We start from the raw sequence: 25,987 nt of genomic DNA on the forward strand, positions 1-25,987 counted from the left end.
GCGCACGCTGCGCACTCGTCGTCCGTCATCCCCGCGGCACGCAGCGACGCCAGGTGTGTTCCCGAGCGCGGTACGCCTCCGTCGGTGTCCCGACCCACCCGGCAGTGACGGGGGCTCCGCGCGGCCCCGGTGCCCGAGCGGCCCGCTCACCGCTCCCCGTGCGCGTACCGGCGCACGGCCGGCGGCACGAACACCCCGAGCAGTACGGCACACCACAGCAGTGACCCCGCGACGGGGTGGGCCACCGGCCAGGCCGCCCCGTCGGGCACCGGAGCGTTGCCGAAGAGGTCCCGCAGGGCCGTCGCCACCGCGCTGATCGGATTCCACTCGGCGACCGTCCGCAGCCCGCCCGGCAGTCCGCTCGCCGGGATGTACGCACTCGACAGCAGCGGCAGCAGGAACGTCGCCCCGCCGAGCTGACCGGCCGCCTCCTCGTTCCGGGTGAGCAGGCCGAGGTAGATCCCGGCCCACGTGCACGCGAACCGGAACAGCAGCAACAGCCCCAGCGCCCCGGCCGCGCGCAGCGGCCCGCCCTCGACGCGCCAGCCCACCGCCAGCCCCACCAGCAGGAACGGCACCGTGCCGACGGCCGTCACCAGCACGTCGGCGAGGGCCTGCCCCAGCGGTACGGCGGCCCGGCTCATCGGCAGCGTGCGCAAGCGGTTCGCCACCCCCCGGTGCGTGTCCTGCGCCGCCTGGAACATGCCGGTCATGACCCCGCCCGAGGCGGTCGCCACCAGCAGGCCCGGCACCAGGAACGACCGGTAGGCCTCACCCGGCATCGCCAGCGCGCTGCCGAAGACGTAGCCGAAGAACAGCAGCATGCTGACCGGCATCGTCTGGGTGAGGATCAGCAGGCCCGGGTTGTTGCGCATCCGCAGCAGCTGGCGGCCCAGCATCGCGGTCCCGTCGTACGCCAGTGCGCTCACGCCGCACGCTCCTTCACGCTCTCGGTGGTCGTTGGCGCGGTCCCGGTTCCGGTCGTCCCGGTGAGGCGCAGGAACACGTCGTCCAGCGTCGGGGGCCGCAGGCTCACGTCGAGCAGCGGCACGCCCGCCGCGTCCAGGGCACGCACCAGCCGTGGCACCGTGAGCGTCGGGTCCCCGCTGGCCACGCCCACGGCGTTGCGCTCGCGGTCGAACGACGGCTGCGCGCCCGTCAGCCGGTCGAGCACGCCCGCGGCGTCGGCGAGCACGTCCGCGTCCGCCACGACGACTTCGGCGTGCGATCCGACGAGCGCCTTCAGCTGTGCCGGGGACCCGGTGTGCGCGACCCGGCCGCGGTCCACCAGGGCGATGTCGTCTGCGAGCCGGTCGGCCTCCTCCAGGTACTGCGTGGTGAGCAGCACGGTGGTGCCCTCGTCGGCCAGGCCGCGCACCACGTTCCAGACGGCCGTGCGGCTGGCGGGGTCGAGACCGGTCGTCGGCTCGTCCAAAAACAGCACGTCGGGGCGGCGCACCACGCTCGCGGCGAGGTCCAGGCGGCGGCGCATCCCGCCCGAGTAGGTGGCGGCGGGCCGGTCGGCGGCCTCCGTGAGGCCGAAGCGGTCGAGGAGCTCGGCGGCCCGCCCGGCCGGACCGCGCACCCGGTGCAGGCGGCCGAACAGCCAGAGGTTCTGGCGCCCGGTGAGGTCCCCGTCGATCGAGGTCTCCTGACCGGTGACGCCGATCCGGCGGCGGACGGCGGCGGCCTTCCGGACGAGGTCGTGCCCCGCCACCCGGGCGGAGCCGGCGTCCGGCCGCAGCAGCGTGGTCAGCAGCCGTACGGCCGTGGTCTTGCCTGCCCCGTTCGGCCCGAGGACCCCGCACACCGTCCCCTCGGCCACCGCCAGGTCCAGCCCGCGCAGGGCGTGAACCTCCCCGAACCGCTTTTCCAGACCCTCACTAAGTACAGCGTACGTAGAAGTCATGGCGCGACCATAGCGCACTACGTACGGTGTACGTAACTAGGATGGTGGCCGAGGTGATGACCGATGGCGGGCCGAGCGGCCGTACCCGAAGTGATCTGGGCGCGCCCCGAGCGCACCGGCCGTGGACCGAAGCCGGCGTTCACCCGCGCCGACATCGCGGCGGCGGCGGTGCGGATCGCGGACGAGCGGGGACTGGACGCGGTGTCGATGCGGCACATCGCCGCGGAGCTGGGCTGCGGCACGATGTCGCTGTACAACCACGTCCCCCGCAAGGAGGACCTGTACGAGCTGATGATCGACGCGGTCGGGGCCGAGCACGAGCTCTTCGAGCCCACGGGCGACTGGCGCGCCGACATGCTCCGCAACGCGGCGGAGACCCGGGCCATCATGCGCCGCCACACCTGGCTGCCGCGGCTGATGGCCGGCGTGCTCGGCTTCAGCCCCAACACCCTGCGCTACCTCGAACACTGCCTGGCCTGTCTCGAACCGCTCGACGTCCCGGCCGGCACGAAGACCGAGCTGATCGCGCTGCTCAACGGCGTCGTCACGACGTACACGGCGAACGACATCGCGACGGTCGAGCGCACCCGCTCCGTGCCGTGGTCCGTGGAGGAGGAGAACGCCGTCCGCATGGCCTACCTGGGCAGCCAGGTGGCCACCGGCGCCTACCCGCGGCTGGCGGCCGCCTTCGCCGAGCAGAGCGGGCCGGTCGACCTGGAGGCCGTCTTCCGGCGGGCCCTGGAGCGCGTCCTGGACGCCTTCGACCCCGAGGCGCGCCCCACCGCGCACCGATGAGATCTCGCCATGGCCATGGAACTGCCGTGGGGCGCGGCCGGGCTAGAGCAGTGCGAGCTGCCCCTCGGGGCCTTCCTCCGGGCCGTCCAGGACCGAGGCGGGGCGGCGGGCCGTCGGCGGCACGGGGAACACGCCCGCCGCGCGCAGCTCCGCCGCCGTGATCGGGTCGGGGAGCGAGGGCTCCTCCAGCGGGCGCAGCTCGGCCAGCAGGGCCAGGACCGTGATCAGCTCCAGGAGTTCCGACGTCCAGGCCTGCGGCCAGGTCGCGGGGCGGATCGCGGCCAGCGTGCCCGGCTCGGCGACGGCGACGCGGGCCGCGAACCACTGCTCCAGCACGCGCACCCCGCCCACCTCGAAGTCCCACGCCTCCGGCGGCACCGGCGCGATACGACCCTCGTCCAGCAGCAGGGCCTCCTCGTCCCGGTCGTAGCGCACCTCCACGGGCCGGGACGGCAGCGGAGCGCGGACGTAGGGGCGGCGGCCGCCGGGCAGCCTCGGGCGTTCCCCGTCCCGGCGCATCAGCCACAGCAGCCGGTGGCCGTGCTCCAGGCCCCGCTCCCACGCGTCGCCGTCCCCGGTGAGCGGGACGGTGAGGTCGGGGCGGGCCGTCGCCGCGATCCAGGCCAGCACGTCCAGCGGTGCCGGGACGCCGCCCAGACGGCTGCCGAGGTGCTCCAGGAGGCCCGGGGCCAGGTTCGGCTCCAGGCCACCGGGGCGCCGGTAGAGAGGGCGGACGCGGCCGGGGCGCAGCAGCGGGAGCAGCGAGGTGGCCAGCAGTGCCTCGGGCGCTTCCACCAGGAAGACCTGCCGCTCGTCCGCCACCCGCCACAGCTCCGGGCGGGCCGCGTCGATCAGCCGCTGGTCGGGGATGAGCCACTGCTCGTCGAAGGGCGCGTACAGCACCCGCACCGGTTCCGGGCACGGGCCCGAGGCCCGGAGCAGCTTCTCCGTGCCGCTGTCCGCCCGGCCGGGCAGCTGGCCGACCGCGGTGTGCAGCGTGCGCGAGCGGCTCGGCTCGAACAGCGCCGCGCGGTCGGGGCCCTCGGCCTTCACCAGGGTGTCCCAGCGGGCCCTCAGGGACGCCGCGTCGGGCCCCGCCGGCCAGCCCCGGCCGAGCCGCGGCGGTGCGACGGACCACGGCATGAGGTCCGCCAGCGGCGGAGCGTCGTCGTGCGTCACGCCCCGCATCGTACGACGTGTCCCGCACGCGCCAGGGGCGCGGGCAACGGCCGGACGGGCCCCCGCGGGCCGGCGGCCCTCACGTGGCGTCCAGGGTCACCGTGAAGGAGAAGCGGTCACCTCGGTAGTGGATGACGGCCACGTCCAGGGGACGTCCCGCGGCGTCGTAGGTGACACCCGTGTAGTGCAGGATCGGGCTCAGCAACGGCACTTGGAGCAGCCGGGCCGTCTCCGGATCGGCCAGCCGCGCCTCCACGGTGTCCGTGATGCGGCTGATGTCCATCCCCACCACGTCCCGCAGCACCTTCGTCATGGGCCAGCGCACCAGATCGTCCAGGTCGATCCGCGCGGCCAGTTCGGGACGCACGTAGTTGCGGGCGTGGTTGGTCGGCTCACCGGTCTTCTCGTCGCTGCGCAGCCGGTGGTACGTGGCGACCTCCGCCACCTCCGGGAAGAACTCGGCGAGTTCACCCGGTACGGGAGCGGTGCCGTGGTCCAGCAGCCGGGTCGTCATGCCGGACTGCTGGGCCACGATCGCGTCCACCGAGCCGAGCAGCCGCACCGGCGCACCCCGGCGTGCGTCCGGCTCGATGAACGTGCCCCGCCGCCGGTGACGCGAGATCAGCCCCTCGTCTTCCAGCTCCTTCAGCGCCTGCCGCATGGTCAGCACGCTCACCCCGTAGTGCCCGGCCAGCTGCTCCTCGGTGGGCAGCCGCAGCGGGTCCTGGGGCGAGCGGCCGAGGATCGAGGCGCGCAGCGACTGCGACACCTGGTACCAGAGCGGCAGCTTGCGGTTCAGGACGATCGAGTCCGGGGCGAAGGAGGTCACGGGCCATCCGTACCGGTAGGAAATGATCAGTGCAAGGGGGTGAAGTGCCGCTCCAGGCCCTGCCAGACGTCGTCGTAGCGCTGCTGCAGGTGCTCCGCGCGGGCCGCGTGCGGGGTGAGCGACACCGGCCAGCGGGTCTCGAACATGAAGGCCAGGCCGTCGTCGATCTTGTGCGGCTTCAGCTCGGCGGCGCTCGCCCGGTCGAAGGTCTCCCGGTCCGGCCCGTGCGCCGACATCATGTTGTGCAACGAGCCGCCGCCCGGCACGAAGCCCTCGGCCTTGGCGTCGTAGGCGCCCTCGATCAGGCCCATGTACTCGCTCATCACGTTCCGGTGGAAGTACGGCGGCCGGAAGGTGTCCTCGCCCACCAGCCAGCGCGGCGCGAACACCACGAAGTCGACGCCGGCCAGGCCCGGGGTGTCCGAGGGGGAGGTCAGCACCGTGAAGATCGACGGGTCCGGGTGGTCGTAGGTGATGGTGCCCAGCACATTGAACCGGCGCAGGTCATAGGCGTACGGCACATGGTTGCCGTGCCAGGCGACGACGTCGAGCGGGGAGTGGTCGTAGGTGGCGGCCCACAGGTTGCCGCAGAACTTGTTCACCACCTCGACCGGGCCCTCGACGTCCTCGTACGCGGCGACCGGGGCCCGGAAGTCCCGCGGGTTGGCGAGGCCGTTGGCGCCGATCGGGCCCAGGTCGGGCAGGCGGAAGGGAGCGCCGTAGTTCTCGCACACATAGCCGCGGGCGAAATCGTCGAGCAGCTCCACACGGAAGCGGACACCACGGGGGATCAGCGCCACATGTCCTGGCTCCACATGGAGGAGACCGAACTCCGTGCGCAGCAGCAGCCCGCCGCGCTCCGGGACGATGAGCAGCTCGCCGTCGGCGTCGCTGAACACGCGCTCCATGGAGGCGTTGGCGGCGTAGAGGTGGATGGCGAGGCCCGTGCGCTGGGTGGCGTCGCCGTTGCCGCCCAGGGTCCACAGCCCGGCCAGGAAGTCGGTCTCCGGCGCGGGGTCGGGCAGGGGGTTCCAGCGCAGGCGGTTGGGGTCGGGCACCGTCTGGGTGAAGGGGGCGGTGCGGAGTGTGCCGTTGTGGGTCCGGGTGAACGCCGGGTGCGCCGCGGAGGGGCGGATCCGGTACAGCCACGACCGGCGGTTGTGGGCCCGCGGCTCGGTGAACGCCGTGCCGCTGAACTGTTCCGCGTAGAGCCCGAGCGGGGCCCTCTGGGGCGAGTTGCGCCCCTCGGGCAGTGCGCCCGGGACGGCCTCGGAGCTGTGCTCGTTGCCGAAGCCGGAGAGATAGGCCAGCCCTTCGGCGGTCTTCCGCGCGTCCGCGCTCATGTTCGCTGCTCCCTTGCCGAGCCGATTCCTATGGATCACCGTAGGATTGCGTTTTCCCCGGCGCAAGAGGGACGCGCCCCTCCTCTCGGCGGATGACCCGAACCCGACTTCAGGACGATCCGCCGGGCCGGACGTGTGTTCTAGGCTCCCGGGCATGTCGTGGACACGCGGATCTTTCGCCGTGCTCGCGGTCTGTGTCCTCTTGTCGGCCGGATCCGCGGGCTGCGGCGCCAGTGGCGCACCGGAGGACGGGGCGTCGGCCTCGCCGGCCGGCCGTCTCCTGGAGGACCGGGACAAGGAGGGCCGGCCCTACCGCGAGGTGGAGCGGGACCACGCCCCCGACGTCGGCATCGAGGTGCAGCCCGACGCGGGCGGCGGCTGGGACGTGCGCCTGACCGTGCGGAACTTCCGCTTCTCACCGGCCGGCGCGCCGGCGCGCCCGGTGGCCGGGCGCGGACTCGCGCACCTCTACGTCGACGGCCGCCTCGTCGCCCGGCTGCGCACCCCCGAGTACCGGCTGCCGGCCCGTCTCGTCCCGCGCGGCACCCACCAGGTCACGGCCCGCCTCTACGCCGACGACGGCACGGTGTGGGCGGTGGACGGCGACCCGGTGGAGAGCACGGCCGACGTCACGGCTTCCCGGTCCGGCGCCGGCCCGGCACCGGACCGCACCGACCGGCGGTGGACGCGCCCGCGGGCAGTGGACGTCCGGCAGGAGCCGCACGCTCGGGCAGGGGACCTCGAGGTGCGCTTCCCGGGGTCGGACAGCGGGGAGGGGGCGCGCTTCCCGGGGTCGGATGTACGGATGCGGGTGCGCTGCTCGGTGGCGGATGTCCGGGAAGGGGTGCGGTTCCCGGGGGCCGACACCCGGGAGGGGATGTGCCTCTCGGTGGTGGATGCGCGGGAGGGGATGGGCTTCCCGCTGATGGACGCCTGGGCGTGGGTCCGCCTTCCGGCGGCTGACCTCCGGACGTCGGTGCGCTTCCCGGCGGCTGACGCCCGGACGTCCGTGCGCTTCCCGGCCTCGAACGCCCGGGAGCCGGTGCCCGCCCCGGTGGCGCGGGTCCCGGACGGGGTGCGCGGCCGGGCGGCCGGTGTGCGGCAGGAGATGCGAGTCCGTGACGGGGACGCCCGGCGGCCGTCCCGGGGGCGCGCTTCACCGGATCGTGCCCGAGGGGCATCATGAAACCCGTGCCCCACGCGACATCGCTCCGTCGTGCGCCCGTGCAGCGGCGCAGTGCCGAACGCCTGACCAGGATCCTCGACGCCTGCGCGGACCTTCTCGACGAGGTCGGCTACGACGCCCTGAGCACCCGCGCGGTCGCGCAGCGGGCCGGCGTCCCCATCGGCTCCGTCTACCGTTTCTTCGGCAACAAACGGCAGATGGCCGACGCGCTGGCCCAGCGCAACCTGGAACGGTTCTCCGCCCGCGTCACCGAACGCCTGCGCACGGCCGGTGACGGCGGCTGGCGCGAGGCCATGGACGCCGTGCTCGACGAGTACCTGCAGATGAAGCGCACCGCGCCCGGCTTCTCCCTCGTCGACTTCGGCAACCAGATCCCCGTCGGCGCCCGCCACACCGAACCGAACCACCGCGTCGCCGACCGCCTCACCGAACTGCTCTCCGGTCATCTCGGCCGCGCACCGGACGAGGACCTGCGCCGCGTGTTCCTGATCGCCGTGGAGACCGCGGACACCCTCGTCCACCTGGCGTTCCGGGTCGCGCCCGAGGGGGATCCGAAGATCATCGCCGAGGCCCGGGAGCTGCTGCGCTCCTATCTGGCCCGGACGCTGGACTGACAGCCGGGAGCCATGACTGCGGATTCCGCGCCCGGCACCGCGGATTCGGCCCCCACAGGGGCTCCCCTCCATGCATACCGGTCGGTATGCTCGGCCGCGTCAGCGCGTCACCGCAGTCGCCGCCCCAGGAGGACCCGTGTCCCGCACCGCCCTGCGCATCTGCCCCCTGTGCGAGGCCACCTGCGGCCTGACCCTCACCATCGAGGGCACACGCGTCACCCACGCCCGGGGTGACCGCGACGACGTCTTCAGCAAGGGGTTCATCTGCCCCAAGGGTGCCTCCTTCGGCGCCGTCGACTCCGACCCGGACCGGCTGCGCACCCCGCTCGTACGCCGGGACGGCGAGCTGCGCGAGGCCACCTGGGAGGAGGCCTTCGACGCGGTCGCCGCCGGCATCCGGCCGGTCGTCGAGCGGCACGGCCCGCACGCGGTCGGTGTCGTCCTCGGCAACCCCAACGTGCACACCATGGCCGGCGGCCTCTACCCGCCGCTCCTGCTCGCCGGGCTCGGCACCCGCAGCGTCTTCACCGCCTCCACCGTCGACCAGATGCCCAAGCACGTCTCCAGCGGCCTGCTCTACGGCGACGCCAACGCCATCCCCGTGCCCGACCTGGACCGCACCGACCACCTGCTCCTCATCGGCGCCAACCCGCTGGAGTCCAACGGCAGCCTGTGCACCGCCCCCGACTTCCCCGGCAAGCTCAAGGCGCTCAAGGCCCGGGGCGGCACGCTCGTCGTGATCGACCCGCGGCGCACCCGCACCGCCAAGCTCGCCGACCGGCACATCGCGGTCCGGCCCGGCACCGACGCGCTGCTGCTCGCGGCGATGGCCCGGGTGCTCTTCGACGAAGGCCTCGTCGACCCCACCCCGCACGTCGAGGGCGTCGAGGAACTGTCCGAAGCCCTGTCGGACTTCACCCCCGAGGCCGTCGCCGGGGCCTGTGACGTCGACGCGGCGCTCATCCGCACCCTCGCCCGCGATCTGGCCGCGGCCCCGACCGCCGCCGTCTACGGCCGGATCGGCAGCTGCACCGTGCCGCACGGCACCCTCGCCAGCTGGCTCGTCGACGTACTGAACATCCTCACCGGCAACCTCGACCGCCCCGGCGGCGCGCTCTTCCCGCAGGCCGCCACCGACCGGACCCCGCGCCCCGCCGGACCCGGCCGCGGCTTCGCCCTCGGGCGCTGGCACTCCCGGGTGAGCCGGCACCCCGAGGCCAAGGGCGAACTGCCCCTGTCGGCCCTCGCGGAGGAGATCGACACGGCCACCGAGGAGGGCGAGCCGGTACGCGCGCTGATCGCCGTTGCCGCCAACCCGGTGCTGTCCGCCCCGGACGGCGACCGGCTCGACAAGGCGCTCGCCTCGCTCGACTTCATGGTCAGCGTCGACCCGTACCTGAACGAGACGTCGCGCCACGCCGACGTGATCCTGCCCCCGCCCCCGCCCGCCCAGAGCCCGCACCACGACTTCGCCTTCAACACCCTCGCCGTGCGCAACCAGGTCCGCTACACCCGCCCCGCCGTCCCGCTGGAGCCGGGCCGCATGGCCGAGACGGAGATCCTGGCCCGGCTGATCCTCGCCGTGACGGGCATGCACGGGGCCGACCCGGGAGCCGTCGACGACATGGTCATCGGCCAGACCCTCGGCAAGGCGGTCACCGAACCCCACTCGCCCGTGCACGGCCGCGACCCCCGCGAGCTGGCCGCCCAGCTCACCGGCGACAGCGGACCCGAACGACGCCTGGACATGATGCTGCGCCTCGGCCCCTACGGCGACGGCTTCGGCGCGACGCCGGACGGGCTGACCCTGGAGAAGCTCCTCGCGCACCCGCACGGCATCGACCTGGGCCCGCTGCGGCCCCGTCTGCCGCAGCCGCTGAAGACCAGGACCGGCCGCGTGGAGCTGCTGCCCGGGCCGATCGCCGCCGACCTGCCCCGGCTGCGCGCGGCCCTGGACGAACGCCCCGAGGGACTCGTCCTGGTGGGCCGCCGGCACCTGCGCTCGAACAACAGCTGGATGCACAACGTGCCCGCCCTCACCGGCGGTTCGAACCGCTGCACCCTGCACATCCACCCCGAGGACGCCGAGCGCCTCGGCGTGGCGGACGGGGCGCCGGTGCGGGTGAGGGGCGCCGGGGGAGAGGTCACGGCGCCCGCGGAGGTCACGGACGCCGTCCGGCGGGGCGTGGTGAGCCTGCCCCACGGCTGGGGCCACGACCGCCCCGGAACCCGCCTCAGCCATGCTTCGGCCGACCCCGGCGTCAACGTCAACCAGCTCCTCGACGGCCGGCTGCTCGACCCGCTGTCCGGCAACGCGGTCCTCAACGGCGTGCCCGTCGACGTCGCCCCCGCGACGGCCCCCGGAGACCCCGCGATGACCGAAAAGCTCACCGCCCTGACCTGAGCAAAGCTGTGACCAGCAGTTTTGCGCTTATTGCTCGCACGTCAACGTCTTGTTAACGCTGCTTGACGGGACCTAACGTCTCGGACACCGCCGGCCCTGGTGGGATGTTCAAGGGCGAACGTTAGGTATCCACTCATGCTGACCATCCTCGGCTTCGCCATGATCGCGACCTTCCTGGTCCTGATCATGATGAAGAAGATGTCGCCGATCGCGGCGCTCGTGCTGATCCCCGCGCTGTTCTGCGTGTTCGTCGGCAAGGGCGCCCACCTCGGCGACTACGTCATCGACGGCGTGACCAGCCTCGCCCCCACCGCGGCGATGCTGATGTTCGCGATCGTCTACTTCGGCGTGATGATCGACGTCGGTCTCTTCGACCCGATCGTGCGCGGCATCCTCAAGTTCTGCAAAGCCGACCCGATGCGGATCGTCGTCGGCACCGCCGTGCTCGCCGCGATCGTGTCGCTGGACGGCGACGGCTCCACCACCTTCATGATCACCGTCTCGGCGATGTACCCGCTGTACAAGCGCCTGAAGATGAGCCTGGTCGTGATGACCGGTGTCGCCGCCATGGCCAACGGCGTGATGAACACCCTTCCCTGGGGCGGTCCGACCGCCCGCGCCGCGACCGCGCTCAAGCTCGACGCCAGCGACATCTTCGTCCCGATGATCCCGGCGCTCCTGGTCGGTCTGCTCTTCGTCTTCGTCCTCTCCTACGTCCTCGGCGTGCGCGAGCGCCGGCGGCTGGGCGTGCTGACGCTGGACGAGGTGCTGGAGGAGGAGCAGCAGACCGAGACGGTCCTCGTCGGCGCGGGCGGCTCCGGCGACGGCAAGGTCTCCATGCGCAAGGGCGGCACGGGTGCCACGGCCGCCACCGGTGTCACGGGCGGTGCGGGCTCCGGCACCGACGCCACCGACGGCGACGCCGACGGGGCCGACGACGGCCTCCAGGGCCTCGACCCGAACCGGCCCACCCTGCGTCCCAAGCTCTACTGGTTCAACGCGCTGCTCACGGTCTCCCTGCTCACCGCCATGATCATGGAGTGGCTGCCGATCCCGGTGCTGTTCCTGCTCGGCGCCGCGCTCGCCCTCTCCGTCAACTTCCCGCACATCCCCGACCAGAAGGCCCGCATCGCCGCCCACGCCGACAACGTCCTGAACGTCTCCGGCATGGTCTTCGCCGCCGCCGTCTTCACCGGCGTCCTCCAGGGCACCGGCATGGTCGACCACATGGCCAAGTGGATGGTGGACGTCATCCCCGGCAGCATGGGCCCGCACATGGCCCTCGTCACCGGCATCCTCAGCCTGCCGCTGACGTACTTCATGTCCAACGACGGCTTCTACTTCGGTGTCCTGCCCGTCCTCGCCGAGGCCGGCGCCGCGCACGGCGTCTCCCCGCTGGAGATGGCCCGCGCCTCCCTGGTCGGCCAGCCGCTGCACATGTCCAGCCCGCTCGTCCCGGCCGTCTACGTCCTGGTCGGCATGGCCAAGGTCGAGTTCGGCGACCACACCAGGTTCGTCGTCAAGTGGGCCGCGCTCACCTGCCTGGTCATCCTCGCGGCGGGCATGCTCTTCGGCATCATCTGACGGTTCGTACGACTCCCCCCATGGAGGACATCGTGAGGCCCGGTGGGAACCGCGGCTGGCTGCTCCGCCTCGTCATCGCCTTCAGCTTCACGCAGGGGGCGGTGTCGATGGCCCGGCCCGCCGTCTCCTACCGGGCCCTCTCGCTGGGCGCGGACGAGCGGGCGGTCGGCGTCATCGCCGGCGTGTACGCGCTGCTGCCCCTGTTCGCCGCCGTCCCCCTGGGCCGCCGCACCGACCACGGCCGCTGCGCGCCCCTGCTGCCCTTCGGGGTGGTCCTGATCGCCGGCGGCTGCGCCCTCAGCGGCGCGGCCGGCTCCCTGTGGACGATGGCGCTGTGGAGCGGGGTGATGGGCCTCGGCCACCTCTGCTTCGTCATCGGCTCGCAGTCCCTCGTCGCCCGCCAGTCCGCGCCGCACGAGCAGGACCGCAACTTCGGCCACTTCACCATCGGCGCGGCCCTCGGCCAGCTCATCGGGCCCATCGCCGCCGGCGCGCTGATCGGCGGCGCGGACATGGCCGGCACCAGCGCGCTGGCCCTGGTCGCGGCGGGCGCGACGGCGGCGGTCTCGTTCACCTCGCTCTGGCGCATCGAGCACCGCAGTACGGCGTCCGCCTCCGCCGGGGACAAGGGCGGCCGCGTCCCCGTGCGGGGCATCCTGCGCACCCGGGGCGTGCCCGCCGGCATCTTCATCAGCCTCGCCGTGCTGTCCGCGACCGACATCCTCACCGCCTACCTGCCGGTGGTCGGCGAGCACCGGGGCATCGCGCCGTCGGTCATCGGCCTGCTGCTCAGCCTGCGCGCTGCGGCGACCATCGCCTGCCGGCTGGTCCTGACGCCCCTGCTGCGGCTGCTCGGCCGGACCGCGCTGCTCACCGTGACCTGCCTGCTGGCGGCCCTGCTCTGCGCGGGCATCGCCCTGCCGGTGCCGGTGTGGGCGCTCGGTGTGCTGCTGGTGCTGCTCGGCTTCTGCCTGGGGGTGGGGCAGCCGCTGTCCATGACGACGGTCGTCCGGGCCGCGCCGGAGGAGGCGCGCTCGACGGCCCTCGCGCTGCGCCTGACCGGCAACCGGCTCGGCCAGGTCGCCGCGCCCGCCTCGGCCGGTCTGATCGCCGGGGTGGCGGGGGTGGCGGCGCCGTTCGTGATGCTGGGAGTGCTGCTGCTGGTGTCCGCCGGGGTGGCGCTGCGGTCCCGGGGCAGCGGGCCGCCCGAGCCGGCCCGTGAGGTGACCGGGCCGGGCCGGCGGCGGGTGTCGCTGCGCCGTAAGAGCGATATCTGAGGCGTCGTCGGGCGGTGCTGCGCCCCTTCGGGGGCGAGGTGACACAGAGTCAGGTGACGAGGAGTTTGTATGAAAATCGTCTGACTTGGAGGCATCTGCATGCCCGTCGTACCCCTCGCGCGCCGTGCCGGCACCCGCACCGCCGTCCTCGCCGCCCTCACCCTCGCCGGGACCACCCTGAGCGGTGTGTCCGCCGTCGCCGCTCCCGTCCCGGGGGACAACGGAGACGTCAAGATCCACGCCACCACGACCCGGGCCGACGACCAGCGCAACGACCCGAAGGTCTGCGACTTCTACCTCGCGGCGTTCGACTTCGACCCGGGGGAGAAGGTCAACTGGACCATCCAGACGCAGCCCGAGGTCCCCGGAGGGGCCACCCGCACCGGGACGTTCAAGGCCGACGCGCAGGGCGCCGGCCGCACCAAGGCCGTGGACCTGCCCAACGGGCAGTACAAGCTCACCTGGCTGACCGACCAGGCCCACGGCGCGGGCAAGTTCAAGGTGTTCAAGGTCGACTGCCCGACCTCCAAGCCGACGACGCCGGTCGGCGGCCCGCCGGCGGGCGGTGGCGGCATCGCCCGCGGCGAGGCGTTCACCCCGGTCGCGGGAGCCGCCGCCGTCGGCCTCGCGGCCGTCGCGGGCACGGTCTGGTTCCGGCTCCGCCGCCGCCCCGATGGCGCCGCGTAGGACGCGTTCCGCGGATCGCCCCGCCCGGACAGGGCGGGGCGGGGGCGGGGCGGGTACGGAAGCCGTCCGGGCCGTGTCCGGCAAGGAGCGGCCGGGTCGGCCCGGCGCGGCCCCCGACCCGGCCCCGCCCGGGCGGCGGTACGGCCGGACCGATGACGGCACGGCGCCCGAGGGCCCGCGCGGGGCAGCGCAGGGCGCCGGGCCGAGGGAGCCGCGCCGGGCGGGTCGAGGAGCCGGTGCCGAGGGGCCGGGCCGGGGAGGTCGCGGAGCTGCGGCCGGGGACTGGCCCGCGGCACGTCGTGCGGGCGCTGACGACGTTCTCCGGCGGACAGGTCGTGGCGGTGGGCTCGGCGATGTCCGGCGGGCAGGTCGCGGAGTTGGCGTCGAGGGGTCGCGCGGGGCAGGTCGCGGAGTTGGAGTCGAGGGGTCGCGCCGGGTGGGTCGCGGAGTCGGAGTCGAGGAGTCGCGCCGGGTGGGTCGCGGAGGTCGGGTCGAGGAGCCGCGCCGGGGCGGGACGCGTGCCGTATCCGGGGAGCGGCCCGAGGCGGAGTCAGAGCGTCCCGGCGCCCCGATGGCCCGGCGTGCGGCCCGGCCCGGGACGGCCGCCGGCCCGACGGCTCGGCGTGGTGCGGGCCCGGGGGACGTGCGCGCCCCGGGTATCGGGCGCCGTGCCGGCTCCCAGGGGTTCACGGACTCCGCGATGCGGCGCGGGCCGCGGTCCGGTGCTGTCGGCGGCTCGCCTGCCCTGCCCGACGCTGATGCATGGTCCGTCGGCACCTATGGCACCTATGACGCCTATGGCACCTATGGCACCTATGACGCCTATGGCACCTATGAGGCCCATGGCGCCCATGGCGCCCATGGCGCCAGGCGGAGGCCCGGTCACCGGGCCGGGCCGGTGGTGCCGGCGGGCGGTGAGCCCGTCCTGTGGGCCCGGGGCGGCGGTTCGGGCGGGTCGCGCGGCGGCGGGCCCGGCGGTGGCCGGTCCGGCGGCGACGACGCGTGGCCTCCGCGTGCGCGCGGGCCTCGGCGCCGGAGCCGGGCCTACCGGCTGACGCGGACGGTCGTGCTGGCGGTCTCCCTGGTGGTGGGGTGCCTCTGCTGGGACCGGGGCGAAGCGCCCAGCGACACCGTCACGGCCCTTCCGCACGGGTCGGCCGGCGCCGCCGCGGCGGCCTTGCCGAGCGGTACGGACGCCGGGCCCGGGAAGGGTGCCGGTTCCGGAACCGGCACCGGGACGGGCCCTGCTCCCGGCACCGGGACGGGTACGGCTCGCGGGACCGGAACGGGCACAGCCCCTGGCGCCGTCCCCGGCACAGGCGCCGTCCCCGGCACAGGCGCCGTCCCCGGCACAGGCGCCGTCCCCGGCGCAGGCGCCGTCCCCGGTACAGGCACAGGCGCCGGCACCGGCACCGTGACCGGTACCCGCACCAGCACCGGCCCTCGTACCGGCGCCCAGCCCGGTGCCCCCGCACGCCCCGCGCCGCGTGCCCCCCGCGCCGCCACCCCCGCCGCACCGGGCGCCCCCGCCCGCACCCACCCCGCGCCCGCGCGAAAGCCGGGCCCTCACACACCCCCGCCCGGAAAACCGGCCCCCGGCAAGGCGGGCCGGGCAGGCAAAGCCGGGGAGGCCGGACAGGCCGCCGCGGCCCGCAAGGCCACACCCGCCGCCCCGGGCCCCCGCCCACCCGGCGCGGCCCGACGGCCCGGCGCCGCACCCGGTACCGGCGGGCACGCGCTACGCCCCCGGAGCCCCCGGCCCGTCCCGCCCGCGGTGAAGCCTCCGGCGAGACCCGCCGCCAAGCCGCCCCCCAGGCGCCATCCCGCCCGCGGCGGCCTGCGCCCCCTGCCTCCCTCCCGCGCCACCCGCCTGCTCATCCCGTATCTGCGCCTCGACGCCCCGGTCATGCAACTGGGCCTCGACCGCGAGCACCGCCTCACGGCGCCCCCGGAGGACGATCCGAAGCTGGTCGGCTGGTACGAGCAGGGCGCCTCGCCGGGGGAGCAGGGCACCGCCGTGGCCGTCGGGCACCTGGACACCGACCGCGGTCCCGCCGTCTTCGCGGGGCTGACCGAGCTGAAACGCGGCCGGATCGTCAAGGCCCGCCGCGCCGACGGGCGGATCGCGGTCTACACCGTCTACCGCGTCAAGTCGTACGAGAAGTCGGATTTCCCGAGCCAGGAGGTCTACGGCGCCCGGGGCCGCCCCGAGCTGCGCCTGATCACCTGCGGCGGCACGTACGACCGCCGCAAGGGCTACTCGGGGAACGTGGTCGTCTTCGCCCGCCTCACCGGCATCCGCTGACGTCCGGGGGCGCCGACCCGGGCCGAACCAGGGATTCCGCCTTCTCGCCAGTCGGAACGCGGCCGCCGATCCCGTACCGAGTCTTCCCCCGGCCGGGCACATTCCGTTAACTTCCGTGACCCACAGCCCCGTACGACCCGTACGGGGCTTCCGACCGCGGAGCACCAGCGCCCTGAAGACCCCTCGGGGGCACCTCATGACACGCGCCATCTCCCTGCACGACGTGAGCAAGGCCTACACGCGAGGCGTCCGCGTGGTGGACCGGCTGTCGCTGGACATCGCGCCCGGCGAGTTCCTCGTCCTCCTCGGCCCGTCCGGCTGCGGCAAGTCGACCGTGCTCAGGATGATCGCCGGACTGGAGGAGATCGACGAGGGCGAGCTGCTGCTCGACGGCGAGTACGCCAACGAGCTGTCGCCGTCCGGCCGGGACATGGCGATGGTCTTCCAGAACTTCGCGCTGTACCCGAACATGACGAGCCGCAACAACATCGGCTTCCCGCTGCGCATCGAGTCCCCGGGCACGGACCCCTCCCCGCGCGTGGACGCCACCGCCCGCATGCTGGGCATCGAGGACCTCCTGGACCGCCTGCCCGGCCAGCTCTCCGGCGGCGAACGCCAGCGGGTCGCCATGGGTCGGGCCATCGCCCGCCACCCCTCCGCCTTCCTCATGGACGAGCCGCTGTCCAACCTGGACGCCAAGCTCCGCACCCATCTGCGCGCCGAGATCTCCCAGTTGACCAAGGAGCTGGGGGTCACCACGATCTACGTCACCCACGACCAGGCCGAGGCCATGTCGCTCGGCGACCGGGTCGCGGTGCTGCGCGGCGGCGTGCTCCAGCAGGTCGACAGCCCACGGGCCGTCTACGCGCTGCCCAGCAACGTCTTCGTCGCCGCCTTCATCGGCACCCCGCGCATCAACCTGCTGCGCGGTCTGGTCCGTGCCCCGCTCGACGGGGCGATGACCATCAGCCTGGGCAAGCAGTTCCTGCGCCTGCCCGAGCCGCTCTCCCTGGACCACCAGCTGCTGCGGGTCCAGCAGGGCCGCGAGGTCATCGTGGGCCTGCGGTCGGAGGCCGTGCGGATCGCCAAGCACAGCTCGGCCCGGCCGGGCGAGGTGCCGCTCACCGGTCTGGTGGAGCACGTGGAGTTCCAGGGGCACGAGATCCTCGTCCACTTCAACACCGGCTCCAGCCCCGCCGTCGTCCCCGAGCTGGAGGCCCCGCGCCCGCGTCCCGGCCGTCCCGCCCGGCGCCGCCGCCGCGAGGGCTCGGTCCTCACCCGTCTGCGGGAGCGGACCGGAGCGGGCCGGGCCGGGCCCGTGGTGGCCCTGGAGCATCCCGGGGACGCCGAGCCCCGTCCCGTACCCCCCGAACCCCGGCTGCCCGGCGACCTCATCGTCCGCACCACCCCGGACCTGGCCCTGCGCCACGGCATGCAGGTGCCGCTCCTGGTCGACCTCGCCCACCTGTTCGTCTTCGACCAGCACGGGGACCGCATCTGCCCGAGCCCGGCGCACCTGCCCGACCTGGAGGAGTGACCTGCCCGACTTGGAGGAGTGACCTGACCGACGCGCGGGAGTGTCCCCGCCCGGCGGGGAGGGGTGAGCGGCGCGGAGTGAGCAGCCGCACACCCGGCCGGGGCCCCGGCCGTGCTGTGATGACCCGGGACCGGGCGAGCCCCGGACCCCCGGGACGTCTGGCGCCGGAAAACTATCGCCGCTAGTTTATGTGCCGGACGACGACGCCCCCGCCCCGGAGGAAGCGCGATGAAGGCATTCGACGGCATGTACATCCAGGGCGCCTGGCGCCCCGCCGCCGGCCAGGACGTGATCGAGGTCGTGAACCCGGTCGACGAGCAGGTCATCGGCACGGTCCCGGCCGGAACCGCCGAGGACGTCGACGCCGCCGTACGGGCCGCCCGGGACGCCCTGCCAGGCTGGGCCGCGACCCCGCCCGCCGAGCGCGCGGCGCGGCTGTCGGCCCTGCGGGACCTGCTCGCGGCGCGGGCCGACGAGATCGCCGGGACGGTGACGGCCGAACTCGGCTCGCCCCTGAAGTTCTCGCAGGCGGTCCACGCGGCCGTGCCGATCGCGGTCGCGGGCTCCTACGCCGAGCTGGCGGCGACGTACGCCTTCGAGGAGAAGGTCGGCAACTCGGTCGTGCACCACGAGCCGATCGGCGTCGTGGCCGCGATCACCCCCTGGAACTACCCGCTGCACCAGATCGTCGCCAAGGTCGCCCCGGCCCTCGCGGCGGGCTGCACGGTCGTGGTGAAGCCCGCCGAGGACACCCCGCTGGTGGCCCGGCTGTTCGCCGACGCGGTGCACGAGGCAGGGGTTCCGGCGGGCGTCTTCAACCTGGTGACGGGCCTCGGCCCGGTCGCCGGGCAGGCCCTCGCCGAGCACCCCGGTGTCGACCTGGTCTCCTTCACCGGCTCCACCGCCGTCGGCCGCCGGATCGCCGCGATCGCCGCCGGGCAGGTCAAGAAGGTCGCCCTCGAACTCGGCGGCAAGTCCGCCAACGTGATCCTGCCGAGCGCCGACCTGGCCAAGGCGGTCAACGTCGGCGTCGCCAACGTCATGTCCAACTCCGGGCAGACGTGCAGCGCCTGGACCCGGATGCTCGTCCACCGCGACCGGTACGAGGAGGCGGTCGAGCTCGCGGCGGCCGCCGCCGCCAAGTACGGCGAGCGCATCGGCCCGGTCGTCAACGCCGGGCAGCGGGACCGGGTGCGCGGCTACATCGAGAAGGGTGTCGCCGAGGGCGCCCGCCTGGTCGCAGGCGGTCCCGAGGCGCCGCGCGAGACGGGCTACTTCGTCAGCCCGACCGTCTTCGCCGACGTCACCGAAAACATGACCATCGCGCAGGAGGAGATCTTCGGCCCGGTCCTGTCGATCCTCCGCTACGAGGACGAGGAGGACGCCCTGCGGATCGCCAACGGCACGGTCTACGGCCTGGCCGGTGCCGTCTGGGCCGGGGACGAGGCCGAGGCCGTGGCGTTCGCGCGCCGGATGGAGACCGGCCAGGTCGACATCAACGGCGGCCGCTTCAACCCCCTCGCCCCCTTCGGCGGCTACAAGCAGTCCGGCGTGGGCCGCGAACTCGGCGTCCACGGCTTGGCCGAGTACCTCCAGACCAAGTCCCTCCAGTTCTAGTCAGGGGAGTCCCTTCCGTCATGGCTGTCCGCGCCGCCGTCCTGCCCGCCGTCGGCTCCCCGCTGGAGATCACCGGCATCGAGCTGCCCGATCCCGGACCCGGCCAGGTCCACGTCCGGCTCGCCGCCGCCGGGGTCTGCCACTCCGACCTGTCCCTGTCCAACGGCACCATGCGCCTGCCCGTCCCGGCCGTCCTCGGCCACGAGGGCGCCGGCACGGTCGTCGCCGTCGGCGAGGACGTCACCCACGTCGCGCCAGGCGACGGGGTCGTCCTCAACTGGGCCCCCTCCTGCGGTGTCTGCCACCCCTGTTCGCTCGGCGAGGTGTGGCTGTGCGCCGACGCCCTGAGCGGCGCCGCCGCCGTCCACGCCCGCACCACCGAGGGCACCGACCTCCACCCGGGCCTGAACGTCGCCGCGTTCGCCGAGGAGACGGTCGTCCCCGCCTCCTGTGTGCTGCCCGCCCCGGACGGTGTTCCGCTCACCGACGCGGCCCTGCTGGGCTGCGCCGTCCTCACCGGCTACGGCGCCGTCCACCACTCGGCCCGCGTCCGGCGGGGCGAGACGGTGGCCGTCTTCGGCGTCGGGGGAGTGGGCCTCGCCGCGATCCAGGCCGCCCGGATCACCGGCGCCTCGAAGATCGTCGCGGTGGACGTCTCGCCGGCGAAGGAGGAGCTGGCCCGCACGGCCGGGGCCACCGACTACCTCGTGGCCTCCGACACCACCGCCCGCGAGATCCGCGGCCTCACCGGCAAGCAGGGCGTCGACGTGGCCGTCGAGTGCGCCGGACGCGCCGTCACCATCCGCACGGCCTGGGACTCCACCCGGCGCGGCGGCCGCACCACCGTCGTCGGCATCGGCGGCAAGGACCAGCAGGTCACCTTCAACGCCCTGGAGATCTTCCACTGGGGCCGCACCCTGACGGGCTGCGTGTACGGCAACTCCGACCCGGCCCGCGACCTCCCGGTCCTGGCCGAGCACGTCCGGGCGGGCCGCCTCGACCTGAGCGCCCTGGTCACCGAGCGCATCTCGCTCGACGGCATCCCCGCGGCCTTCGAGAACATGCTGGCGGGCAAGGGCGGCCGCGCCCTGGTCGTCTTCTAACCCGTCCCCTCACGCGCCCCGGCCTCCCCGCGAGGCCGGGGCCTTCGCCGTGCCCGCGGCCCACTGAGTGCCACGCACCGGCAGAAAGTCCTGGTGCACGACCCGTTGACGTCCATACCGTCCGGTCAGTACGTTCCCCGGAACCCGAGCCACCCCCCGTTCCGTCCCCGCACCCCCGGAGCGCGCACCGCATGGACACGGCACCTTCCGCTCAGCCCGCCCCCACCCCGCCCGCCGCCGGCAACCGCCGCCGGGTCGCCACCGCCGCCGCCCTCGCCTCGGCCGTCGAGTGGTACGACTACTTCGTCTTCGGCATCGCCGCCGCACTCGTCCTGGGCGACCTGTACTTCCCCGCGGGCAGCCCCACCGCGGGCGTCCTCGCCTCGTTCGCCACCTTCGCCGTCGGCTTCCTCGCCCGCCCCCTCGGCGGCATCGTCGCCGGGCACCTCGGCGACCGGCGCGGCCGCAAGCCGATGCTGGTCCTCGCCCTCACGCTGATGGGCGTGGCCACCACCGGGATCGGCCTGCTGCCCACCTACGAGACCATCGGCGTCGCCGCCCCCATCCTGCTCGTACTGCTCCGTGTCGCCCAGGGCGTCGCCGTCGGCGCCCAGTGGGGCGGCGCGATGCTCCTGGCCACCGAGTACGCCCCGGAGGGCAAGCGCGGCGTCTACGGCAGCGTCGTCCAGCTCGGCGTCCCCATCGGCGTGGTCACCGCCAACACCGTCTTCCTGCTGGCCGGCGCCCTCACCACCGACTCGGCGTTCACCTCCTGGGGCTGGCGGGTGCCGTTCCTGGTCGGCCTGCTGGTGCTCGGCCTCGCCTGGTACATCCACACCCGCGTCGAGGAGACCCCGGCGTTCCGTGAGGCCGAGCGGGCGCTCGCGGAGAAGGAGAAGTCCGAGCAGGGCTCCCCGCTGCGCACCATCCTGCGCGACCACCTCGGCACGGTGCTCCTGGCCGGTGGTTCCTTCGCCGTGAACACCGCGACCTTCTACATCCTCATCACGGGCGTCCTCGACTACACCACCCGCGAACTGGACATGGAGAAGGGCCCGGTCCTGCTGATCTCGCTCTGCGTCAGCCTGACCCAGCTCGTGCTGATCCCGGCCGCCGCCGCGCTCTCCGACCGGGTCGGCCGCATCCGGATCTACGCGCTCGGCGCGGCCGGCATCGCCCTGTGGGCCGTACCGCTCTTCCTGCTCATCGACACCGGTTCGCTGCTGTGGCTCGCGGTCGGCACGTTCGTCGCCAGCTGCTTCCTGAGCATCATGTACGGGCCCCAGGCGGCGCTGTTCGCCGAGCTGTTCACGCCCGAGATGCGCTACACGGGCGCCTCCCTCGGCTACCAGATCGCGGCCGTCGCGGGCGGCGGGCTCGCCCCCTTCGTGATGGTGCTGCTGCTGGAGGCGACCGGTACCTCGATGGCCGTCTCCGGCTACATCATCGGGCTGTCGGTGATCGCCCTGGTCTCGATCAAGGTCCTCGCGAGCCGGGCCCGCGCGGCGGAGCCGGAGGCCGTGGCCGAGGCCCGCGCGGAGGCGGAGTCAGCGAGCTGAGCCGGGCGCCTGCTCGGGCCGCTGTTCCGGAACCGCTCCCGGAACAGCGTCCCGGGCCGCCGCCCGCGAGCGCGACCGGGACACCGCCACGCCCGCCAGGCACAGCGCCCCGCCGGCCAGCGTGAGCAGCCCCGGCACCTCGCCGAGGAACAGCCAGGACATCAGGACGACCAGCGCGGGCGCCGCGTACGTCGTCGCGCCCATCCGGCTCGCGGTCGTCCGGGACAGCGCGTAGGCCCACGTGGTGAAGGCGAGGGCGGTCGGGAAGACGCCCAGGTAGACCATGTTGAGCGTGGCGGAGGCCGGTGCCCGTGCGGCCTCCTGGACCAGCTGCCCCGCGAACGGCAGGCACATCACGGCGCCGACCAGGCAGCCGAACGTCGTCACCTGCAGCGGACTCGCCGAGCCCAGCGCCGGCTTCTGCGCCACGACGCCCCCGGCGTACGCGACCGCCGCCAGCAGGCACAGCATCACCCCGAGCACCGAGGAACCGCCCTCGCCGGACATCGACAGGCCCACGGTCACCGCACCGGCGAACGACACCGCCATCCCGGCCAGCAGCCGCGGCGGCATCGGGTCGCCGAGCAGCCGGGAGCCGAGCAGCGCGATCAGGATCGGCCCGGTGTTCACCACCAGGGCGGCCGTGCCCGCGTCCACCTGCTGCTCGCCCCAGTTCAGGGCGACCATGTAGAAGCCGAACCACAGCACGCCCGAGATCGCGATCCCGCGCCAGGCCGGGCGCGGCGGCCACGTCTCCCGCCGCACCAGGCAGATCGCCCCCAGCGTCAGCGCCCCCGCGAGCAGCCGCCCGAGCGCCAGCGCGCCCGGCGAGTAGGCATCGCCCGCGCTGCGGATCGACACGAAGGCGGATGCCCACAGCACGACGGTGACCGCGGCCGCGGCGGCGGCCAGCATGTCGGCGCGACGGGGAGACGCGGTGGGTGGGGTGCTCATCATGCTCCTGAGGCTAGGGGGGAGGCGGGGCGGGAGGCTCGCGGATTCCGGACGGGGCACCGGCGGCCGGCGCAGGGCGGCGCACCGGAGGATCGGTGCGACGGGCACCGGTGGGTCAGCGCAGCGCGGCGGCCTCGATGCCCAGCAGGCCGGACAGGGCCCGTTCACCGGCCGCCGTCACCTTCACCGCCCGGCCGGAGCCGATGCGCACGCACCACCCCGCCTCCAGCGCGTGCCGGCACAGGGCCGCGCCCGCGACGCCCGCGAGATGCGGCCGGCGTTCGGTCCAGTCGAGACAGGCCCGGGCCAGCGGCCGCCGCCCCCGCCGGCCGAGGCCGATCCCGGCCGTCCCGAACCAGGACACCCCGGCGTCGGTGAGCGCGAACCCGGTCTCCCGCACGAGCAGCCCGCGGGCGGTCAACGCGTCGGTGACGACGATGCCGAGCCGCCCCGCGAGATGGTCGTAGCAGGTGCGGCCCCGGGCCATCGCCGCACCGGCGGTCGACTCCCGCAGGTTCCGCGGCCGTGCGGCCCGGTCCGGCGCGACCTGGGCGGCAAGGTCCTCGACCAGCTGCGCGACCCGCGTGCCGGCCAGCCGGACGTACCGGTGCCGGCCCTGCCGCTCCTCGGCGAGCAGTCCGCCCGCCACGAGCCGGCTCAGGTGCTCGCTCAGCGTGGACGGGGCGACACCGGCGTGCCGCGCCAGCTCGCCCGCCGTCCAGGCCCGCCCGTCGAGCAGCGCGAGCAGGCACGTGGCCCGCGTCTCGTCGGCGAGCAGCGCGGTGAGCCGGGCCAGCCCGGCGGCCCGCGGATCCCTCGTCGTCATGTCCCCAGCATGGGACACGGACGCTTCGGCCGTCGCCGAAGTGTCTGCCCGGGCGGCGGCCTCACGGGGTCCGCCGCACCTGCTCATACTGCCGCGCCAGCCCGTCCAGCAGGGCCGTCAGACCGGTCTCGAACGCCCGCTCGTCGATCTTCTCCTGCTGCTCGGCGAGGAGGTGGGCCTGTTGCAGGTGCGGGTAGTCGGCCGGGTCGTAGGCGCTCGCGTCGTCCACGAAGCCCCCGGCGAACGAGCCCAGCGCGGAGCCCATCACGAAGTAGCGCATCAGCGCGCCGATGGACGTGGCCTGCGCCGGGGGCCAGCCCGCCTCCACCATGGCGCCGTACACGGCGTCCGCGAGGCGCAGTCCCGCCGGGCGCCTGCCGGGACCGCGGGCCAGCACCGGGACGATGTTCGGGTGGTCGCGCAGGGCGGCCCGGTAGGAGACGGCCCAGTCGTGCAGCGCGGTCCGCCAGTCCCGGCCGTCCCCGAACATCGACAGGTCCACCTGGCCGCTCACCGAGTCGGCGACCGCCTCCAGGATCTCGTCCTTGGTGCGGAAGTGGTTGTAGAGCGAGGGGCCGCTGACCCCCAGTTCGGCGGCGAGCCGGCGGGTGGAGACGGCCGCGAGGCCCTCCGCGTCCACGAGCGCGCGGGCCGCCTCGACGATCCGGTCGGTGCTGAGCAAGGGCTTGCGCGGTCGGGCCATGGCGCACATAGTAGGGCTGCCGAAAGAAACTAGCAGTGCTAATTTAAAGGTCCGGCCTTCAAGGGGTGGCGTGTGGTGAACCTGGAGCTCAGCGAGGAGCAGACCGCCGTGCGGCAGCTCGCCCGGGACTTCGTGGCGCGTGAGATCGCCCCGCACGCTGTCGCGTGGGACCGCGCCGAGGAGGTCGACCGGTCGATCGTGAAGAAGCTCGGCGAGGTCGGCTTCCTGGGGCTGACCATCGACGAGGAGTACGGCGGCTCCGGCGGCGACCACCTCGCGTACTGCCTGGTCACCGAGGAACTCGGCCGGGGTGACTCCTCCGTGCGCGGCATCGTCTCCGTCTCGCTGGGCCTGGTCGCCAAGACGATCGCCGCCTGGGGCAGCGAGGAGCAGAAGCGGCGGTGGCTGCCGGGGCTGACCTCCGGCGCGTCGGTGGGCTGCTTCGGCCTGACCGAGCCGGGCACGGGCTCCGACGCGGGCAACCTCGTCACGCGGGCGGTGCGGGACGGCGACGAGTACGTCATCGACGGCACCAAGATGTTCATCACCAACGGCACCTGGGCCGACGTCGTCCTGCTCTTCGCCCGCTCCACGGACGCCCCCGGGCACAAGGGCGTCTCCGCCTTCCTCGTCCCGGCCGACACACCCGGCCTGACCCGCCGCACCGTCCACGGCAAGCTCGGGCTGCGCGGCCAGGCGACCGCCGAACTCGTCCTGGAGGGCGTGCGCGTGCCGGCCTCCGCACTGCTCGGACCGGAGGGCAAGGGCTTCTCGATCGCCATGTCGGCCCTGGCCAAGGGGCGGATGTCGGTGGCCGCGGGCTGTGTCGGCATAGCCCAGGCCGCCCTGGACGCGGCGGTGCGCTACGCGGGGGAGCGCGAGCAGTTCGGCAAGACCATCGCCCGCCACCAGCTGGTGCAGGAGCTGATCAGCGACATCGCCGTGGACGTCGACGCCGCGCGGCTGCTGACCTGGCGGGTCGCCGACCTGATCGACCGGGGGCGGCCGTTCGCCGTCGAGTCCTCCAAGGCCAAGCTGTTCGCCTCGGAGGCGGCCGTCCGCGCCGCCAACAACGCGCTCCAGGTCTTCGGCGGCTACGGCTACATCGACGAGTACCCGGCGGGCAAGCTGCTGCGGGACGCCCGGGTGATGACCCTCTACGAGGGCACGAGCCAGATCCAGAAGCTGGTGATCGGCCGGGCACTGACGGGCGTCTCGGCGTTCTGAGTAGCCGCCTGAGTACGTCGACGGATGCCGGGCGGGCCTTGCCGGGCCGAAGCTGTCGCCCATGAGTGACACACCGGGCAAGCAGCAGAACACGGCCGCCTTCTACGGCCAGGCCGTCGCCTCCTTCGCCGTCGCCATGGCGGCCACCGCGATCGGCATCTACCAGCTGAGCGCCGACGCCTGGGTGCGGGGCTTCCTCGCCATCGCCGTCCTGTACCTCGTCACCTCCTCCTTCACCCTCGCCAAGGTGATCCGGGACCGCCAGGAGGCAACCGCCCCGGCCTCCCCGTACACCCCCTTCGAGAAGCCCTGAGGAGCACCGCGCGGCGGCTGCGCTAAGCGCTCGCTC

At 74.1% G+C, this 25,987-nt stretch carries 22 protein-coding genes; 14 read left to right on the forward strand and 8 right to left on the reverse strand.

The window, feature by feature from the left end; all coding sequences use genetic code 11:
• Positions 1-146: 146 nt before the first annotated feature.
• Positions 147-929: an ABC transporter permease gene (locus ACF07N_RS31840; protein ID WP_392119686.1), complete on the reverse strand. Its 783-nt coding sequence runs from the start codon at positions 927-929 to the stop codon at positions 147-149.
• Positions 926-1,909: an ATP-binding cassette domain-containing protein gene (locus ACF07N_RS31845; RefSeq protein WP_392119689.1), complete on the reverse strand. Its 984-nt coding sequence runs from the start codon at positions 1,907-1,909 to the stop codon at positions 926-928. The genes ACF07N_RS31840 and ACF07N_RS31845 overlap by 4 nt, the downstream gene beginning before the upstream one ends.
• A gap of 63 nt (positions 1,910-1,972) precedes the next feature.
• Here ACF07N_RS31845 and ACF07N_RS31850 point away from each other — a divergent pair, with 63 nt between their 5' ends.
• A complete protein-coding gene (locus ACF07N_RS31850; protein WP_392119692.1) occupies positions 1,973-2,704 on the forward strand; it encodes a TetR/AcrR family transcriptional regulator in 732 nt (243 codons plus the stop codon).
• 42 nt (positions 2,705-2,746) lie between these two features.
• Here the strand turns inward: ACF07N_RS31850 and ACF07N_RS31855 are convergent, their stop codons facing one another.
• The 3 genes from ACF07N_RS31855 to hmgA form a co-directional block, all read right to left on the reverse strand.
• On the reverse strand, positions 2,747-3,892 hold the full coding sequence (locus ACF07N_RS31855; RefSeq protein ID WP_392119695.1) for a type ISP restriction/modification enzyme: 1,146 nt from the start codon (positions 3,890-3,892) through the stop codon (positions 2,747-2,749).
• Between the two features lie 70 nt (positions 3,893-3,962).
• The gene (locus tag ACF07N_RS31860) at positions 3,963-4,712 is read right to left on the reverse strand and encodes a GntR family transcriptional regulator (protein WP_383581519.1); all 750 of its coding nucleotides are present in this window, start codon (positions 4,710-4,712) and stop codon (positions 3,963-3,965) included.
• Between the two features lie 26 nt (positions 4,713-4,738).
• A complete protein-coding gene (gene hmgA, locus ACF07N_RS31865; RefSeq protein WP_392119698.1) occupies positions 4,739-6,055 on the reverse strand; it encodes a homogentisate 1,2-dioxygenase in 1,317 nt (438 codons plus the stop codon).
• Positions 6,056-6,209: 154 nt separating this feature from the next.
• Here hmgA and ACF07N_RS31870 point away from each other — a divergent pair, with 154 nt between their 5' ends.
• The 11 genes from ACF07N_RS31870 (at position 6,210) to ACF07N_RS31920 (ending at position 21,928) form a co-directional block, all read left to right on the forward strand.
• Positions 6,210-7,241, forward strand: coding sequence for a hypothetical protein (locus ACF07N_RS31870; protein WP_392119701.1), 1,032 nt, complete (start codon positions 6,210-6,212; stop codon positions 7,239-7,241).
• Positions 7,238-7,855, forward strand: coding sequence for a TetR family transcriptional regulator (locus tag ACF07N_RS31875; protein WP_392119704.1), 618 nt, complete (start codon positions 7,238-7,240; stop codon positions 7,853-7,855). The genes ACF07N_RS31870 and ACF07N_RS31875 overlap by 4 nt, the downstream gene beginning before the upstream one ends.
• A gap of 136 nt (positions 7,856-7,991) precedes the next feature.
• Entirely contained in the window at positions 7,992-10,259 is a 2,268-nt protein-coding gene (locus tag ACF07N_RS31880) for a molybdopterin oxidoreductase family protein (protein ID WP_392119707.1), read from the forward strand.
• 135 nt (positions 10,260-10,394) lie between these two features.
• Positions 10,395-11,843 (forward strand): CitMHS family transporter, encoded by a 1,449-nt coding sequence (locus ACF07N_RS31885; protein WP_383333727.1) that lies wholly within the window; start codon positions 10,395-10,397, stop codon positions 11,841-11,843.
• Positions 11,844-11,875: 32 nt separating this feature from the next.
• The gene (locus tag ACF07N_RS31890; RefSeq protein WP_392120111.1) at positions 11,876-13,120 is read left to right on the forward strand and encodes an MFS transporter; all 1,245 of its coding nucleotides are present in this window, start codon (positions 11,876-11,878) and stop codon (positions 13,118-13,120) included.
• 99 nt (positions 13,121-13,219) lie between these two features.
• Positions 13,220-13,807, forward strand: a complete 588-nt coding sequence (locus ACF07N_RS31895) for a hypothetical protein (RefSeq protein WP_392119710.1) — start codon at positions 13,220-13,222, stop codon at positions 13,805-13,807.
• Between the two features lie 1,774 nt (positions 13,808-15,581).
• Positions 15,582-16,112 carry a class F sortase gene (locus ACF07N_RS31900; protein ID WP_392119713.1) on the forward strand — a complete coding sequence of 177 codons (531 nt, stop codon included), beginning with the start codon at positions 15,582-15,584 and terminating at the stop codon, positions 16,110-16,112.
• A 196-nt stretch (positions 16,113-16,308) separates the two neighbouring features.
• Positions 16,309-17,649, forward strand: coding sequence for an ABC transporter ATP-binding protein (locus ACF07N_RS31905; protein ID WP_383333721.1), 1,341 nt, complete (start codon positions 16,309-16,311; stop codon positions 17,647-17,649).
• A gap of 228 nt (positions 17,650-17,877) precedes the next feature.
• Positions 17,878-19,266 carry an aldehyde dehydrogenase family protein gene (locus ACF07N_RS31910; protein WP_392119716.1) on the forward strand — a complete coding sequence of 463 codons (1,389 nt, stop codon included), beginning with the start codon at positions 17,878-17,880 and terminating at the stop codon, positions 19,264-19,266.
• Between the two features lie 20 nt (positions 19,267-19,286).
• Complete coding sequence (locus ACF07N_RS31915) at positions 19,287-20,369, forward strand: Zn-dependent alcohol dehydrogenase (RefSeq protein WP_392119719.1); 1,083 nt, start codon at positions 19,287-19,289, stop codon at positions 20,367-20,369.
• Positions 20,370-20,560: 191 nt separating this feature from the next.
• On the forward strand, positions 20,561-21,928 hold the full coding sequence (locus tag ACF07N_RS31920; RefSeq protein WP_392119722.1) for an MFS transporter: 1,368 nt from the start codon (positions 20,561-20,563) through the stop codon (positions 21,926-21,928).
• Here ACF07N_RS31920 and ACF07N_RS31925 read toward each other — a convergent pair.
• From ACF07N_RS31925 to ACF07N_RS31935, 3 genes are all read right to left on the reverse strand, one after another.
• Positions 21,917-22,885 carry a DMT family transporter gene (locus tag ACF07N_RS31925; protein WP_392119725.1) on the reverse strand — a complete coding sequence of 323 codons (969 nt, stop codon included), beginning with the start codon at positions 22,883-22,885 and terminating at the stop codon, positions 21,917-21,919. The two genes, ACF07N_RS31920 and ACF07N_RS31925, sit on opposite strands and share 12 nt — an antisense overlap.
• A 112-nt stretch (positions 22,886-22,997) precedes the next feature.
• The gene (locus ACF07N_RS31930; RefSeq protein ID WP_392119728.1) at positions 22,998-23,708 is read right to left on the reverse strand and encodes an ArsR/SmtB family transcription factor; all 711 of its coding nucleotides are present in this window, start codon (positions 23,706-23,708) and stop codon (positions 22,998-23,000) included.
• Positions 23,709-23,769: 61 nt separating this feature from the next.
• Positions 23,770-24,411: a TetR/AcrR family transcriptional regulator gene (locus ACF07N_RS31935; RefSeq protein ID WP_383333709.1), complete on the reverse strand. Its 642-nt coding sequence runs from the start codon at positions 24,409-24,411 to the stop codon at positions 23,770-23,772.
• Positions 24,412-24,486: 75 nt separating this feature from the next.
• Between ACF07N_RS31935 and ACF07N_RS31940 the strand changes: the two genes are divergently transcribed.
• Both ACF07N_RS31940 and ACF07N_RS31945 read left to right on the forward strand, forming a co-directional pair.
• On the forward strand, positions 24,487-25,638 hold the full coding sequence (locus ACF07N_RS31940) for an acyl-CoA dehydrogenase family protein (protein ID WP_383347371.1): 1,152 nt from the start codon (positions 24,487-24,489) through the stop codon (positions 25,636-25,638).
• A 61-nt stretch (positions 25,639-25,699) separates the two neighbouring features.
• The gene (locus ACF07N_RS31945) at positions 25,700-25,951 is read left to right on the forward strand and encodes a YiaA/YiaB family inner membrane protein (protein ID WP_392119731.1); all 252 of its coding nucleotides are present in this window, start codon (positions 25,700-25,702) and stop codon (positions 25,949-25,951) included.
• The last annotated feature ends 36 nt before the right edge of the window (positions 25,952-25,987 follow it).

This window comes from Streptomyces sp. NPDC015242, from assembly GCF_043079125.1.
Taxonomy (GTDB): Bacteria; Actinomycetota; Actinomycetes; order Streptomycetales; family Streptomycetaceae; genus Streptomyces.